This is a genomic window from Microbacterium sp. IEGM 1404 (genome assembly GCF_030056775.1).
Lineage (GTDB): Bacteria > Actinomycetota > Actinomycetes > Actinomycetales > Microbacteriaceae > Microbacterium.
The window spans coordinates 567,387-583,496 of record NZ_JASHKP010000003.1 but is presented as its reverse complement, the minus strand read 5'-3'; the positions used below and the strand labels follow the sequence as shown (position 1 = coordinate 583,496).

The 16,110-nt window shown below is 71.7% G+C and carries 10 protein-coding genes; 3 read left to right on the top strand and 7 right to left on the bottom strand.

What is annotated here, in order from left to right:
* Position 1 precedes the first annotated feature (1 nt).
* Together QM517_RS13335 and QM517_RS13330 are read right to left on the bottom strand one after the other, a co-directional pair.
* The gene (locus QM517_RS13335; RefSeq protein ID WP_283288010.1) at positions 2 to 1,306 is read right to left on the bottom strand and encodes a glycosyltransferase family 87 protein; all 1,305 of its coding nucleotides are present in this window, start codon (positions 1,304 to 1,306) and stop codon (positions 2 to 4) included.
* A gap of 114 nt (positions 1,307 to 1,420) precedes the next feature.
* Positions 1,421 to 2,272 carry an ADP-dependent NAD(P)H-hydrate dehydratase gene (locus QM517_RS13330; protein ID WP_077050384.1) on the bottom strand — a complete coding sequence of 284 codons (852 nt, stop codon included), beginning with the start codon at positions 2,270 to 2,272 and terminating at the stop codon, positions 1,421 to 1,423.
* Between the two features lie 29 nt (positions 2,273 to 2,301).
* Between QM517_RS13330 and QM517_RS13325 the strand changes: the two genes are divergently transcribed.
* Positions 2,302 to 3,360: an NADH:flavin oxidoreductase/NADH oxidase gene (locus tag QM517_RS13325; RefSeq protein WP_283288006.1), complete on the top strand. Its 1,059-nt coding sequence runs from the start codon at positions 2,302 to 2,304 to the stop codon at positions 3,358 to 3,360.
* Between the two features lie 27 nt (positions 3,361 to 3,387).
* Here QM517_RS13325 and QM517_RS13320 read toward each other — a convergent pair whose 3' ends face one another.
* Both QM517_RS13320 and QM517_RS13315 read right to left on the bottom strand, forming a co-directional pair.
* On the bottom strand, positions 3,388 to 4,449 hold the full coding sequence (locus tag QM517_RS13320) for a hemolysin family protein (protein WP_077050386.1): 1,062 nt from the start codon (positions 4,447 to 4,449) through the stop codon (positions 3,388 to 3,390).
* Complete coding sequence (locus QM517_RS13315) at positions 4,446 to 5,789, bottom strand: hemolysin family protein (protein ID WP_283288293.1); 1,344 nt, start codon at positions 5,787 to 5,789, stop codon at positions 4,446 to 4,448. The genes QM517_RS13320 and QM517_RS13315 overlap by 4 nt, the downstream gene beginning before the upstream one ends.
* 150 nt (positions 5,790 to 5,939) lie before the next feature.
* Here QM517_RS13315 and QM517_RS13310 point away from each other — a divergent pair, with 150 nt between their 5' ends.
* Positions 5,940 to 6,914 carry a glycoside hydrolase family 76 protein gene (locus tag QM517_RS13310; protein ID WP_283288003.1) on the top strand — a complete coding sequence of 325 codons (975 nt, stop codon included), beginning with the start codon at positions 5,940 to 5,942 and terminating at the stop codon, positions 6,912 to 6,914.
* Here QM517_RS13310 and QM517_RS13305 read toward each other — a convergent pair.
* Positions 6,904 to 8,364 (bottom strand): GuaB1 family IMP dehydrogenase-related protein, encoded by a 1,461-nt coding sequence (locus QM517_RS13305; protein ID WP_283288001.1) that lies wholly within the window; start codon positions 8,362 to 8,364, stop codon positions 6,904 to 6,906. The two genes, QM517_RS13310 and QM517_RS13305, sit on opposite strands and share 11 nt — an antisense overlap.
* Before the next feature lie 140 nt (positions 8,365 to 8,504).
* Here QM517_RS13305 and QM517_RS13300 point away from each other — a divergent pair, with 140 nt between their 5' ends.
* Positions 8,505 to 12,185: a multifunctional oxoglutarate decarboxylase/oxoglutarate dehydrogenase thiamine pyrophosphate-binding subunit/dihydrolipoyllysine-residue succinyltransferase subunit gene (locus QM517_RS13300; RefSeq protein WP_083735000.1), complete on the top strand. Its 3,681-nt coding sequence runs from the start codon at positions 8,505 to 8,507 to the stop codon at positions 12,183 to 12,185.
* Between the two features lie 72 nt (positions 12,186 to 12,257).
* On the opposite strand, the gene QM517_RS13295 is transcribed toward QM517_RS13300, so the two are convergent.
* Entirely contained in the window at positions 12,258 to 13,559 is a 1,302-nt protein-coding gene (locus tag QM517_RS13295) for an alpha/beta hydrolase (protein ID WP_283287999.1), read from the bottom strand.
* Positions 13,556 to 16,078, bottom strand: a complete 2,523-nt coding sequence (locus tag QM517_RS13290; protein ID WP_283287996.1) for a bifunctional lysylphosphatidylglycerol flippase/synthetase MprF — start codon at positions 16,076 to 16,078, stop codon at positions 13,556 to 13,558. Before QM517_RS13290 ends, QM517_RS13295 begins: the two co-directional genes overlap by 4 nt.
* Positions 16,079 to 16,110: the final 32 nt, after the last annotated feature.

Below are 16,110 nucleotides of genomic sequence, written 5' to 3'. Positions count from 1 at the left end.
CCTAGGTCGTGGTCTGTCGTGCCGGCACGGAGCGTCGACCGAGCACCCACTCGCGCAGGTCGGCGGGGCGCGCGACGCGGTGCGTGGGCGCCCGCAGGACGCGGACGATGGCCCAGACCATCAGCACCAGGCCGAGGAGGTTCCGCAGCTCCAGCAGGAACACCGGGAAGGGCGCCGGGTGGGTGGCCATGAGCCCGTCGTACACGAGCGGGTACACCCACTGCGTCACCCCCGCGATCGCGAGGGTCAGGGCGCCGAAGCCGTACCAGCGGCGCCGGTCGAGCAGCAGGCCGATCACCACCGGCGGGAACAGCCAGACGTAGTACTGGGGCGAGCCGACCTTGTTGAGCGCGATGAAGGCGGTGACCAGCGCGAGCGCCAGCGGCGGGAAGACGCGGAGGAAGGTCGCGCCGAGCCACATCTTCCGGGCCCCGACGATCAGCACCGCCAGCATGACCAGCAGCATGATCGGCGTCATCGCGGCGATGACGACGTCGGCGCCGGGCCCGGTCACCTGGAAGGTGAGGACGCCGCCGTCGTAGTAGACCTCGGAGCCGGGCACGTAGAACGCGGCGAGGAACATGTAGAGCCCGCCGACGGGCGCTTCCATCTGGATGCCGCGGGAGGTCTGGTCCCCGACGAATCCGAAGACGTAGGGCGCACCGCCGAGCGCGACGACCGGGATGATCGTCGCGAGCGACACGGCGACCGCTCCCCACACGAGGGCGAGGCGTCGGCGGATGGCGACGAAACCGGCGGCCAGGATCGCCGCGGGCCACACCTTCATCCAGATCGCGACCGACAGGAGCACGGATGCCACGAACGGCCGCCGCACGAGCCAGAGCGCGCCGAGGATCGCGATCGGCACGGTGATGCCGTCGATGCGGTAGAGCCCGACCGGCCCGATGAGGAGGATCGCGGCGAGCCAGAACCAGGCGGCGAGGACGCGGCCGCGCGAACGACCGGAGCCGACGAGCACCACGAAGGCGACCAGGTTGAACAGCGACACCGTGATCGCCCAGGCCGGCGTGTACCCCACGGCCCACGCGAACACCCACGCGAACGTCATCGGCAGGAAGGCGAGCTGCGGGTAGATCCACTTCTCGGTGATCCCCGGCCACGCCCACGCGTCCGACCGCGTGCAGGAGGAGACGTCGATGCCGCCGAAGAGGGCGCAGCGCGACCACGGTTCGTACACCAGATACACGTCACCCATGGGCTCGTTGGGCTGCTGATAGCCCAGGATCCCCACCGTGACGTGGACGGCGACGAACGCCAGCAACAGAACGACGACACGCCTCACCACCGGATCATCCTAAGCGGGCGTCCCTGAGCGCCCCGGACGACGGGATGCCACGGGTGCCGACTCGACGCGACCTGGCGGGCTTCGCGACGGGCAACCGTTATGCGATCGAGTCCGTCATCCGGCGGTGAGCACCTCCGCGACCACCCTCGGCAGCGCCTCGGCGACGTCGAGAGCGGTGAGGGGGCCTCCCGCCCCTCCGTGACGGGCGGCGGCGACCGTGCCCGCGGCGCCGTGCAGCCACGCGGCCGTCGCGGCGCACGCCGCGAGCTCGTCGGGGGACGTGCGCCCCGCCGCGGTCGCGCCCGCGGCGACCGCCCCGAGTACCCCACCGAGGACGTCGCCGGTGCCGGCGGTCGCCAGCCACGGCGTCCCGCTCCGGACGCGGCGCACCCAGCCGCCCGGCGCGGCCACGATCGTCACGGCACCTTTGGACAGGACGACTCCGCCGAGTGCCGCGGCGGTCTCGACCGCCTCCCGCTCGCGCTCGTCGTCGTCGGCCGCGTCCGAGGGACCGAGCCCCAACGCCGCGCGCAGCCGCGCCAGCTCACGCGCGTGCGGCGTCACGATCACCGGGGCCGACGCGGCCGACACCAGGTCCAGGGCTCCCGCATCCGCCACGACGGGCACCTCGCCCGACAGGATGCCGCGCAGCGCCGCGGTCTCCGCGGCGTCGCGCTCGGCGGCATCCGTGCCCGATCCGATGACCCAAGCCTGCACGCGGCCGTCGGCCGTCACGGTCTCGGGCCGTCGCTGCAGCACGAGGTCCTGCGCCCGCGCGGGTCCGAGGTAGCGCACCATGCCCGTCCCCGTGCGCCACGCGGCTTCGACACCGAGCACCGCGGCGCCCGGGTACCGCGTCGATCCGGTGCGCAGTCCCACGACCCCGCGGGAATACTTGTCGTCGGCGTCCGTTGGCCTCCGAAGTGTGCGGGCCGCATCGTGCCCCGTCCAGTCCCTCGCCGTCATGGCGTCACCCTAGAACGAGAGAGGCCGACGTGAGCACCCTCTTCACGCCCCTGACCGTCCGCGGTATCGAGATGCGCAACCGCCTGTGGGTCTCGCCCATGTGCCAGTACAGCGCCGTCGACGGCATCCCGAACGACTGGCACCACGTGCATCTCGCGCAGTTCGCCGCCGGGGGCGCCGGCCTCGTGATCGCCGAGGCCACCGCGGTCTCGCCGGAGGCCCGCATCTCCCCCGACGACGTCGGACTGTGGAACAACGCGCAGGTCGAGGCCTGGACGCCGATCGTGGCCGCGATCCGGGCACGCGGCGCCGTCCCGGGCGTCCAGCTCGGCCACGCGGGGCGCAAGGCCTCGACGACGTCGCCGCTGACCGGCGGCCGCGGGTCCGTGCCCACGGAGGACGGCGGCTGGGAGACCGTCGCCCCCTCGGCGATCGCGTACCCCGGTTTCGCCGAGCCGCGGGAGCTCGACGCCGCGGGCATCGAGAAGGTCGTCACCGATTTCGCGGATGCCGCCCGCCGGGCCGTCGCGGCCGGCTTCGAGGTCCTCGAGGTGCACGCGGCCCACGGCTACCTGCTGCACCAGTTCCTGTCGCCGCTGAGCAACCACCGCGACGACGAGTACGGCGGGTCGTTCGACGGGCGCGTGCGCCTGCTCGAGCGCGTGACCGCCGCGGTGCGCACCGCCGCCCCCGACGCGGCGGTGTTCGTCCGGTTCTCGGGAACGGATGCCGCCGACGGCGGCTGGGACATCGACGACACCGTCCGCGCCGCTGAGCGCGTCGCCGCCTCGGGCGCCGACCTCATCGACGTCTCCAGCGGTGGGCTGGTGCCGCATCAGATCATCCAGCCGGGCCCCGGATACCAGGTGCCCCTCGCCGAGAAGGTGCGTCGCGAGACCGGCCTCCTCGTCGCCGCTGTCGGCATGATCGACGACGCTCCTCTGGCGGAGTCGGTCGTCGCCGAGGGGCGCGCCGACGCGGTGCTCTCCGCGCGCGAGTGGCTCCGCGACCCGCACTACGCCCTCCGCGCGGCGGTCGAGCTCGGCGCCGAGCTCCCCGCGCCGGCCCAGTACCTGCGGGCCTACTGAGCGCGGGCCGGATGCCACTCCCCGCCGTCAGACGAACCGACGGCGGGCCGTGGCATCCTGCACTTCGCCCACGAGCTCTTCGATGACGTCCTCGAGGAACAGCACCGCGCGCACCTCGCCGGCCTCGTCGCGCACCTGGGCGAGGTGACGACCCGAGCGTCGCATGAGGGCCAGCGCGTCTTCGAGATCGGTCGACTCCAGAACCGACACCATGTGGTGGATGCGCTTGGTCGGGATCGGCCGCGCCATGTCGGCCTCGTCGTCGGGCCCCTCCGCCACACGCAGGACGTCCTTGAGGTGGACGTACCCCGTCGGATGCCCGTGCGCGTCGACGATCACGTACCGCGAGTACCCGTGGACCGCCACCGCCCGCTCGATCTCGGCCGGGGTGGTCGTCTCGGGGAGTGTGACGAGATCGGCCATCGGCACGGCGATGTCGGCCGCTTTCTTCTCGGTGAACTCCACCACGGCGGTCACCGTGCCGGCCGCGTCGTCGAGGACCCCCTCGCGGCGGGACTGGTTCACGATCGTCGCGACCTCGTCGAGGGTGAAGGTGGAGGCCGCCTCGTCCTTCGGCTCGACGCGGAAGAGCCGCACGATGTGGTTCGCGGTCCAGTTGAGCGCCACGATGACGGGGTAGAACGCCTTCGACACCGCCACGAGCGGCGGGGCGAGCATCAGCACGGCCCGGTCGGGCAGCGAGAATGCGAGGTTCTTCGGCACCATCTCGCCGAAGACGACGTGCAGGTACGACACCACCAGCAGCGCCACGACGAACCCGGCGACGTCGACCGCCGTCTCGGAGAGTCCCGTCAGCCCAAGCGGCCCGGCGAGGAGGTGATGGATCGCGGGTTCCGACACGTTCAGGATCAGCAGCGAGCAGATCGTGATGCCGAGCTGGCAGGTCGCGAGCATCAGCGTCGCGTGCTCCATGGCGTACAGCGCGGTCTTCGCCGACCGCGACCCGCGCTCGGCGAGCGGCTCGACCTGCGAGCGTCGGGCGGAGATCACGGCGAACTCGGACCCGACGAAGAAGGCGTTGGCGGCCAGCAGGACCACCAGCCAGGCGATTCCGGCCCAGTCGCTCATCGCTGGTCACCCCCCTTGGCCGCGCGGACGAGGTCGGCGACCCCCTCCTCGGACGGGGCGGGGGTGAACTGCACCCGGTCGACGCGACGACCGTCCATGCGGTGGACGGTGAGAACGCCGTCCTCGACCTCGACGGTGTCGCCCACCTTCGGGATGCGTTCGAGCTCGGCCATCAGGAATCCGCCCACGGTGTCGTAGACCTCTCCCTCGGGGACGCGCACGCCGGCGCGGTCGAGGAGCTCGTCGGGGCGGAGGTCGCCCGGGAAGGTGAGGGATGCCGCGGTGCGCACGACACCGGCGCGGGATCGATCATGCTCGTCGAGCACCTCTCCGACGATCTCTTCCACCAGGTCTTCCAGCGTCACCACACCCGCGGTGCCGCCGTACTCGTCGACGACGATCGCCATCTGGTAACCGCGCGAACGCAGCTCGGAGACGAGGGTGTCGAGGTGGACGGTCTCGGGGACCCGGAGCGGCTCGGTGGCGAGGGCGGCGACGGGGACGTCGCCGCGTCGGTCGCGGGGAACCCCGACGGCCGCCTTCAGGTGCACGACGCCGATGATGTCGTCCATCGACTCGTCGTAGACGGGGAAGCGGCTGTGCCCGGTCCGGCGCGCGAGCTGGATGACGGCGTCGGTGGGCTCACCGGCGGCGAGCGCGTGCACGCTCGGTCGCGGGGTCATGACGTCGGCCGCGCTCAACCGGGCGAAGGTGAGGCTCCGGTCCAGGAGCGAGGCGGTGTCCTTCTCGAGCATGCCGGCGCTGGCGGAGCGACGGACGAGGCTCGAGAGCTCCTCCGCCGTCCGCGCGCCGGACAGCTCCTCCTTGGGCTCCACCCCCACCGCGCGGAGCACGCCGTTGGCGCTGCCGTTGAGGACGGCGACCGCGGGACGGAACACCGTCGTGAAGGCCACCTGGAACGGCATGACGAGCTTGGCCGCCTGACGCGGGACCGCGAGGGCGAAGTTCTTGGGGACGAGTTCGCCCAGGATCATCGACAGGATCGTGGCGATCGCGATGCCGAGCACGGCCGAGACCGGCCCGACGACCGCCTCGGGGATCGACCACGAGAGGAAGACGGGGCGCAGCAGGTTTGAGATCGCCGGTTCCATCGTGTAACCGGTGAGCAGCGTCGTGAGGGTGATGCCCAGCTGGGCGCTCGAGAGGTGGGTCGAGGTGATCCGCAGCGCGTCGATCGTCAGCGACAGTCGCGTCTCGCCCGCCGCGCGGCGCGATTCGAGATCGGCTCGGTCCAGATTGACCAGCGCGAATTCGCTCGCGACGAAGAGTCCCGTGCCCACCGTGAGAAGCAGCCCCACGCCCAACATGACGTAATCCATCACGCGTCACCCCCGCTCGGCGCGGGAGAGGGTCGTCGGGGCTCGGGTCTACAACTGGGAGGGTCGTCCATCGTGCCCCCGATTCTAGGGCCTCGCACGCCCGCCGGCACCGGGCCGACGGCATCCGTTCCGCCCCTCCAGGATGGGGGCATGGATGCCACCCCTTCGACGCAGCAGCGCGCCGCAGCCGCCGAGGACGCGGTCATCACCGCGTACGTGCACCGGTACGGGCCCGTCGCGTGGGCCCACGCGGCGACGGCCGGCGACGGCGCCCGCACCTGGCACTACTGGTGGCATGCCCATCTGGTCCATGTGCTGGCCGAGGCCGAGCGGCACCGCCCGTCGGCCGCCCGACGACGACTGATCGGCGACCTCCTTCGCGGTGTCACCGTGCGCACGGCCGGGACCTGGATCACCCCGTTCTTCGACGACATCGCGTGGATGGGACTTGCGCTCGCCGAGACCCGCCCTCACGGTCGTCCCCGCGCGCGCATCGCGCGACTGCTCGCCGGGGCGTTCGACCCCGCCGTCGGGGCGCTGCCCTGGCGCACGCGCAGCGTCCTCTACAACGCCCCCGCGAACGGACCCGCCGCCATGGTGCTCGCGCCCAGCCGTCACCGCGCCCTCGCCGAGCGGATGGCGGCATGGATGGCCGCGGTCCTCGACGACCCCGCGACAGGGCTCGTCCGCGACGGCATCGAGCACGGCGGCGTGCGTCCCGACCTGTGGACGTACAACCAGGGCGTCGCGATCGGGGCCGCCCTCGCCCTCGGCGACGGCACCCGCGCCGGCACCGTCCTGGGGGCCGTGGACCGGTGGTGCGCCGCCGAGGAGGGCCTGTTCCCCGCGGCCGGGGGCGGCGACGGCGGCCTGTTCGCCGGCATCCTGGCCCGCTATCTCGGGGTGGCCGCCTCCCGGATGGACGGCGAGGACGCGGACCGCGCGCGCCGCCTCGTCCGTCGCAACGCCGATGCACTGTGGGCGATGCGCCGCGACGGGGCCTTCCCGGCCGATCCGCGCCGACCCGCGCTCCCGACGGGCGATGACCGGGATCTCTCCGTCCAGCTGGGCGCCTGGATCACGCTCGAGGCCGACGTCACGGCGTCGGCGTCGGTCACCAGCTGACCGGCAGGGCCTTGCCCTCCTCGTAGCCGGCGGCCGACTGCAGTCCGACCCGGGCACGGTCGTGGAACTGGGCGACCGTCGCCGCTCCCGCGTAGGTGAAGGACGATCGCACCCCGGAGGTGATCATGTCGAGCAGGTCCTCCACCCCGGGCCGCTGCGGGTCGAGGTAGATGCGCGACGAGGAGATCCCCTCCGCGAAGAGCTCCTTGCGGGCGCGTTCGAACGGATCGAGGCCGCCGAACCGCCCCTGCACGGCCTTGGTCGAAGCCATGCCCCAGGACTCCTTGTAGATCCGCCCATCGGCATCCCGCAGGAGTTCCCCGGGCGACTCGATCGTCCCGGCGAACCACGAGCCGATCATGACGGATGCCGCGCCCGCGGCGAGCGCGAGGGCGACATCGCGCGGATAGCGCACCCCGCCGTCCGCCCATACGTGCGCCCCGGCCGCCCGCGCGGCCTCGGCCGTCTCGAGCACGGCGGAGAACTGGGGCCGCCCGACCGCGGTCATCATGCGCGTGGTGCACATCGCCCCGGGGCCCACGCCGACCTTGAGGATCGAGGCCCCCGCCGCGGTCAGGTCGCGCACGCCGTCGGCGGTGACGATGTTGCCGGCCGCGATCGGGATGCCGAGGTCGAGCGCCGCGACCTCGCGGAGCGCGCGCAGCATCTGCTCCTGGTGGCCGTGCGCGGTGTCGACGACGAGGACGTCGACCCCGGCCGCGGCGAGCGCGCGAGCCTTCCCGGCGACGTCGCCGTTGATCCCCACCGCGGCCGCGACGATGAGCCGGCCGTCGGCGTCGACCGCGGGGCGGTAGACGGACGCGCGCAGGGCGCTGCGCGCCGAGAGCGTTCCGACGACGCGATCGCCGTCGATGACCGGGACGATGTCCACGCCCGCTTCGCTGATGAGCGCGAACACGGCTCGCGGATCGCCCACCTCGCCGACGCCGACCGCGGGGGCGCCGTGTCGCGCGATGTCGCCGAGGGTGGCATCCGGGAGAGCCGTCGCCAGGCGCGGAGCGGGAACGATGCCGTGCACGCGCGAGATGTCGATCGCGCCGTCCGGGCGCACCTCGGCCACCACGATGCCGCGCCCGGCGATGGGCGGAAGGATGCGGCGGGCATCGGCCACGGTCGCCTCGGGCGGGAGGACGAGCGGGGTGTCCCAGGCCACCGGTTGCGCCTTCACCCGGCCGACGGCGGCGACCAGGTCGGGGAGCGCCAGGTCCTGCGGCAGCACGCCGAGACCACCGCGTCGCGCGAGCGTCGCCGCGAGCCGCGGTCCGGTCACCGAGTTCATGTTCGACGCGACCAGGGGAAGAGTCGCCCCGCTCCCGTCCCCCGGCGCGAGGTCCACGGCGAGGCGGCTGCCCACCTCGGAATGGCGCGGGACCAGGAAGACGTCCGAGTAGGTGAGGTCGACATCGGGCTGTGCACCGGAGAACTCCATGGCATCCACCTCACCACATCCGATCAATGGCAAGACCCCGGAAGGAGCCAGGAATCCTCGGCTAGGCTGGAACGAGTGCGCAACGAAGACGACTGCGTGCATCCACAGGAATCTTCATCGAGGAAAGCAGGCGATCGACTGTGTCGAGCCAGGTGACGGGCGTCGGTACTTCGAGCGAGGGCGAGTTCGGCGCGAACGAGTGGCTCGTAGACGAGCTCTACGAACAGTTCAAGGTCGACAAGCACTCCGTAGACAAGGCCTGGTGGCCGATCCTGGAGGCGTACCACCCGGTCGTCGACGGATCCGCCGCAGCCGCCCCGCCTCCCGCGGCGGCCCCGACGGAGCCCAAGCCCGTGACCGCGCCGATCCCGGTGGTCGGGCAGGCGCCTGTGGCCCGCACCACGGCCAAGCCCGCCGCACCGCAGCCGATCCCCGCGCAGGCCCCCAACGCCGTGCCGTCCGCGGGCTCGGAGAGCACCGAGGAAGACCGGGTCACCGTCCTCAAGGGCATGCCGAAGGCCCTCGCGAGCAACATGGACGACTCGCTCACGGTCCCCACCGCGACGAGCGTGCGCACGATCCCGGCGAAGCTGATGATCGACAACCGCATCGTCATCAACAACCACATGTCCCGCACGCGCGGCGGCAAGGTCAGCTTCACGCACCTCATCGGCTGGGCGCTCATCCAGGCGCTCAAGGAGTTCCCGAGCCAGAACGTCTACTACGCCGAGATCGACGGGAAGCCCTCCGTCGTGGCTCCCGCGCACATCAACCTGGGCATCGCGATCGACATGCCCAAGCCCGACGGCACGCGCGCGCTCCTGGTCCCCAGCATCAAGCGCGCCGACACGCTGTCGTTCGGCGAGTTCCTCGCGTCCTACGAAGACCTCGTGCGCCGCGCCCGCTCGAACAAGCTCACCCCCGGCGATTTCCAGGGCACGACGATCTCCCTCACCAACCCCGGCGGCATCGGCACCGTGCACTCGGTCCCCCGCCTCATGCGCGGGCAGGGCGCGATCATCGGTGCCGGAGCGCTGGAGTACCCCGCGGAGTTCCAGGGCGCGAGCGAGAAGACGCTCAACGAACTGGCCATCGGCAAGACCATCACGCTCACCAGCACCTACGACCACCGTGTCATCCAGGGCGCCGGCTCGGGCGAGTTCCTGAAGAAGGTCCACGAGCTGCTGATCGGTCAGCGCGGCTTCTACGACGACATCTTCGCGGCGCTGCGCATCCCGTACGCCCCGATCCACTGGGCAGCCGACATCAGCGTCGACCTGTCCGAGCGGATCGACAAGAGCGCGCGCGTGCAGGAGCTCATCAACTCGTACCGCGTCCGCGGCCACCTCATGGCCGACATCGACCCGCTCGAGTACGTCCAGCGCACCCACCCCGACCTCGAGATCGAATCGCACGGCCTCACCTTCTGGGACCTGGACCGCGAGTTCGTCACCGGTGGGCTCGGCGCCAAGCGCGTGGCGAAGCTGCGCGACATCCTCGGTGTGCTGCGCGACTCCTACTGCCGCACGCTCGGTGTCGAGTACATGCACATCCAGGACCCCGGCCAGCGCCAGTGGTTCCAGCGCAACGTCGAGGTGAAGTACACCAAGCCCGGCCACGACGAACAGCTGCGCATCCTGTCGAAGCTGAACCAGGCCGAGGCCTTCGAGACGTTCCTGCAGACGAAGTTCGTCGGCCAGAAGCGCTTCAGCCTCGAAGGTGGCGAGTCCCTCATCCCCCTGCTCGACCAGATCCTGCAGGGCGCCGCCTCCGCGGGCATGGACGGTGCGGCGATCGGCATGGCGCACCGTGGCCGGCTCAACGTGCTCACCAACATCGCCGGCAAGACGTACGGCCAGGTGTTCCGCGAGTTCGAGGGCGCCGTCGCCGTCGGCAGCAAGCGCGGCTCGGGCGACGTGAAGTACCACCTCGGCACCGAGGGGACCTTCGTCGGCGACGCCGGCGACGAGCTGCCCGTCTACCTCGCCGCGAACCCCTCGCACCTCGAGACCGTCGACGGCGTGCTCGAGGGCATCGTCCGGGCGAAGCAGGACCGCAAGCCCATCGGCACGTTCTCGTGGCTGCCGATCCTCGTGCACGGCGACGCCGCCTTCGCCGGTCAGGGCGTGGTCGTCGAGACGCTGCAGATGTCGCAGCTGCGCGGTTACCGCACCGGCGGCACGATCCACGTCGTGGTGAACAACCAGGTCGGCTTCACGACCACCCCGACCGATGCCCGCACGTCGGTGTACGCCACCGACGTCGCGAAGACCATCCAGGCTCCGATCCTGCATGTCAACGGCGACGACCCCGAGGCCGTCGTCCGCGCCGCCGACCTGGCGTTCCTCTACCGCGAGGAGTTCCACCGCGACATCGTCATCGACCTCGTCTGCTACCGCCGCCGCGGCCACAACGAGGGCGACGACCCCTCGATGACGCAGCCGCTGATGACGAACCTCATCGAGGCGAAGCGCTCGGTGCGGCGTCTGTACACCGAGTCGCTCGTCGGTCGTGGCGACATCACCGAAGACGAGTACGAGCAGGCGAAGCAGGACTTCCAGAACCGCCTCGAGGTCGCCTTCGCCGACACGCACGCCGCCGAGACCGGGGCCAACCCGGTCGTCACGGCCGACGCGTCCGACGAGCCGGTCGTGGGCGCACCCGAGACCACGGGCGTCTCCCGCGAGGTCGTGCACCACATCGGCGACGCCTTCGTCAACAAGCCCGACGGCTTCACGGTCCACAACAAGCTGCAGCAGCTGCTCGACAAGCGTTTCGACATGAGCCGCAACGGCAACATCGACTGGGCCTTCGGCGAGCTGCTCGCCTTCGGTTCGGTGCTGATGGAGGGCACCCCGGTGCGCTTCGCCGGGCAGGACTCGCGCCGCGGCACGTTCGTGCAGCGCCACGCGGTGCTGCACGACCGCGACAACGGCCAGGAATGGCTGCCGCTGGCCAACCTCAGCGAGAACCAGGGACGCTTCTGGATCTACGACTCGCTGCTCAGCGAGTACGCGGCGATGGCCTTCGAGTACGGCTACTCGGTCGAGCGCGCCGACGCCCTGGTGCTGTGGGAGGCGCAGTTCGGCGACTTCGCCAACGGCGCCCAGTCGGTCATCGACGAGTTCATCTCGTCGGCCGACCAGAAGTGGGCCCAGCAGTCCAGCGTGGTCCTGCTCCTCCCCCACGGCTACGAGGGTCAGGGACCCGACCACTCGTCCGCGCGCATCGAGCGCTACCTGCAGATGTGCGCGCAGGACAACATGATCGTGGCTCGTCCGTCGACGCCGGCGTCGTACTTCCACCTCCTGCGCCGCCAGGCGTACCAGCGCCCCCGCCGTCCGCTCATCGTCTTCACCCCGAAGGCGATGCTGCGACTGCGCGGCGCGACGAGCCCCGTCGAGGACTTCCTCGAGGGCAAGTTCGAGCCGGTGCTGGCCGACGACCGCGGCCTGGACGGCGGCGCCGTGAAGCGCGTGCTCCTGCACGCCGGGAAGATCCACTGGGATCTGCGGGCCGAACTCGACAAGAACCCGAACCCGGAGATCGCGCTCGTGCGTCTCGAGCAGTACTACCCGGCTCCCGTCGAGGAACTGAACAAGGTCCTCGAGCGCTACCCGAACGCCGAGCTGGTGTGGGTGCAGGACGAGCCGGAGAACCAGGGCGCGTGGCCGTTCATCGCGCTCGAGGTCGCCGATCAGCTGGGCGGACGCGGCATCCGTGTCATCTCGCGCGCCTCCGCGGCGTCGACGGCGACGGGCTCGCCCAAGGTGCACGCGAACGAGCACGCCGAGATCATGAAGGCGGCGCTCGCGCGCTGACGCGATACGACGGAGGGGCCCGGTCATAGCGACCGGGCCCCTCCGTCGTACGGGATCGGGTGCGGAAGGGCCTCAGGATGCCGGGGCGGCGAGCCCGAGCACGGGAGCCAGTGCCGGGATCGCGTAGGCCAGGCTGCCGTCGAGGGCCTCGCCGGTGTGCCCGGCTCCGTCGACGATGTGGGTGAGGACCGTGAATCCCGCCGCTTGCGCCGCCTGGGAGTTCGCGAGCTGCCCGGGACCGTAGGTGGTGTCGAGGCTGCCCCACGTGAAGACGGCAGTGTGCCCGGCATAGGTGCCCGACGCCGCAGCCGCCATGATGACCGACGGCTTGTTCGCCTGGAAGGCGCCGGCGTCGCCGCCGTACACGTCCGCCACGGTCTGGTCCACGTGTTCCGAACCGGGGAACTCGTTGCCCATGACGTCGAGCAACTGCCCCCACGTCTCGGGATACTTCGTGCCGTAGACGGCCGCGCAGGAGCCGCCGTTGGAGAAGCCGCCGATGATCCAGTACTTGTGGTCCTTGACGATGTTGAGGTTCTGCTCCGCCCATTGCGGAACCAGCTGGTTGATGTACGTCGCGACGGCACCGTACTTGCTGGAGTCGACGCACGCGGGGTCGCGGTCCGGGGCGGTGAGCTGATCGACGACGATCGCGATGGGAGCGAGACCCTTGTTCGTCGCCGCGAACGCGTCGAGCGCCTTCGCGAGCGAGGTCGGGTCGGGCGACCCGGGCTGCCCCATCATGAACACCAGGAGCGGCAATGCCGGCGGATTCGCGACCTGGGCCGCGGGGGGAAGGTAGAGCGAGGCGTCTCGCGCCGCATACTGTCCCGTCGGGATCCTGGTGCTGCCGGTGAGGGCGCTTACTGTCCCCTTCGCGGGCATGTCGGCCGGGGGTTCCCAGGTCTGGTAGAGCGTCGCGGGGTCACCCGCCGCGGCGTCCGGTTGCGGGAGGGATGCCGGGTCGAGAGCCTGCACGCCAAGGATGGCGGCGAGGTTGTGCGTCACCCCATAGGACGCGTTCACGCCCAGCGCCGCGGCCAGCAGGGCCGCGAGGACGGTGACGACACCGCCGATCCGGCGCGCCCACGGCCGGCGGCAGATCCCGACGACGCCCACCGCGGCCGCGGCGACACCGCCGGCGGCCCAGAAGTCGGCCCCGGCGGGCAACGGCCCCTGGAAGACGTCGAAGTGCTCCAGGACGCGGGCCACGACGTACATCACGACCCCGGCGCCCAGACCGACGAGGATCGTCCGGAGGATCCGTCGGGGCGGCCAGAGGACGACGACGAGGATGCCGAGCGCGGCCACGACGACGCAGATGACGAGCAGCGGCGAGTCGATGAGTTCGAACGACAGGAAGAAACGGTTCATCGGCGACCTCCCCAGGCCGAGCGGGCGAGGGCGACGATCTCCCGACGTGACGCATCGGGCAGGTAGGCCCGTCCGACCGCCGCCCCGATCGCCGGGAGATGCAGCGGATCGCGGTACGCGAGCGTCAGCTCCCGGTACCGGGGGCGGAACTTGCCCTTGAACCGGAAGAGCGAAGCGAAGCCGTAGGCGGGTTCCAGCACCTCCGCGAGCCAGCGCAGCAACGCCCGCAGCGCCGATGGGTCACCGTCGGCGGCGGCGTCCGGAGCCTCGGCGAGCGGTGCGCCGGACAGGCTGAGAACGGACGCGCCCTCCTCCTGCAACTGCAGCGCTGCTTTGGCGATGAGGAACTCCATCATCCCGTTCGGGCCGTCGGTCCGCCGCCGCATGAAGTCGAGCGTCCAGCCGGTGACCGCGCCGTCGGTCCAGCTCGGCATCCAGCTCGTGACGGCCTCGATGCGACCGTCCGGGCCGACCGCGAGCAGCAGACGGACATCCCGGTCGCGCAGTTCGTCGAGTGACCCCAGGGTGAAACCCATCTCGGGGAGGGCGCGGTCGGCGACCCACTCCTCGTCGATCGCGACGACCTGCGAGGCCTGCAGGACGGTGAGCTCGCGCCATCGGGTCCACACCGCGGTGTAGCCCTCGCGCTCCGCCCGCGTGAGCGGCTGCCGGACCTTCTGCCAGGCTTTGCCGGCGAACGAGAGGTCGGCCAGATCCATCACGGTCTCCACCCCGACGGGCACATGGCGCCACCCGAGGGCCTCGAGGTCGGCGGCGGTGTCCTCGTGCACGCTGTAGAACGCCGGTATCCAGCCGTGTTCGACGCAGAAGTCGGAGAACGCCCGCAGCGCCTCCGGTCGTCTCCCCTCGGGCGCGAGCGGGTCCGCCACCGCCAGCGCCACGTCGCCCACCAGCCGGTACGCCACCGCGCAGTCCCGGTCGTCGGAGTACCAGTGCCGGTTGCCGGCCCACGTGCCGAGGAATCCGAGGGTGTCGCTCCCCCGCCGCAGAAGCTCGCGGTAGACGCGCGCGTCACCGGCGTCGGGGCGCTGCACGCGGCGGAACAGCCAGAGGATCGCGGCGATCACGACGGCCCAGAAGAGCACGCCCACCCATTGGTAGGCGAAGAGCGCCGGCCCGTGGTGCGGGAAGTTCGCTGCCCCCGCGGGGTTGGTGTAGGCCGGTGGCAGGAACCGCCGGAGGGTGAGGAGCAGGAGATCGCCCACCGAGGGGTCGCGTTCGAAGGATCGGCGGCCCAACGCCTCGACGGCGAAGAACGTCGTCGCGCACGCGACGAAGGCCACACCGATGACGACGGCCACGGTGCGGGCCGCGCGTCGTGTCGCCCGCACCGGGAAACGCCCCCGTGCGGCCACGAGGACCGCGGCGAGCACGAGCGGGATGACCACCGTCGCCACCGCCCACAGCACGTACTCGGCGCCGCTGCCGTCGACCCAGGGGTCGATGAGCAGGCGGCCGTCGAGCAACGAGATCACCGGGATGACGGCGGAGGCCACGAGGGTGAACACCGCGAGGAAGAGGGCGGAACGACGCCCGAGCCGCAGCCCCCACGCGGCCACGAGCATGAGCACGAGGGGGGTCACGGCCAGGAGGGCCGGACCGAGCCCGCGGGTCATGAGGAGCGCCAGCTGCTCGTCGCACACGGACGAGGACACCCGGGCGCATCGCGCCAGCAGCTCGTCGTCGTACTGCGTGTACGCGTCGACCACGAGCGACAGAGGACCGCGTCCCCCGCCGCTGATGAGCGCGACGAGCGGCCCGCTGCCGACGACGGCGACGACCAGCGCGAGCAGGGTCCGCGTCTCGCGCGTGGAGCTGCGATGCCAGGCGCGGCGCTCGCGGCCTCGGGCCAGTACCTCGCCGACGCCGAGACCGATCACGGCAGCGCTCAGGCGGTACCACGAGTCGGCGTCGCCGGCGTACAGCGCGAACAGCGCGAGGGTGGCGAAGCCCACGAGTCGCACGCGCCGGCGCCACAGCGTCGGCGCGAAGGCCGTCGCCGCCATCACGACGCCGGCGATCGGGGTCGTCGGGTCGAGGACGGGCACCTCGGCGGCCACGACCGGGCGGAGGTCGGTCACGGCCCAGGCGGCCGCGTGGAATCCGATGCCCGTCAGCAGACCCGCGAGACCCAGCGCGCCGAGGAGCACCGCCGTCCGACGCGAACCGAGCAACCGCTCCGCATACGCCAGCACCGAGACGGCCAGAGCCGCCGAGACGACCGCGTCGACCGTGGAGTCGGGGATCACGAGGGCCGTCACCAGCGTCCACCATCGCCCCGCGGCGAAGGTCGCGAGGGGTCCGGCGCCCCAGATCGAGGCGTCCTCTCCCCAGAGGGTGCCGGTGAGAGCGGCGGTCGAGAGGATCACGACCACCAGCGCGACCGACACCGGGTGCGTCGCGACGAAGCGACGAGCGGCCCGCGACAGCGCGGCGAGCCTTTCGCGGGCACGCCACGCGCGCCGCGGGGCGGCGGGGGCGGGTGCGGCGTCGGACATCGGCGGGATGCTACTCGGCGACTCTGTGGACG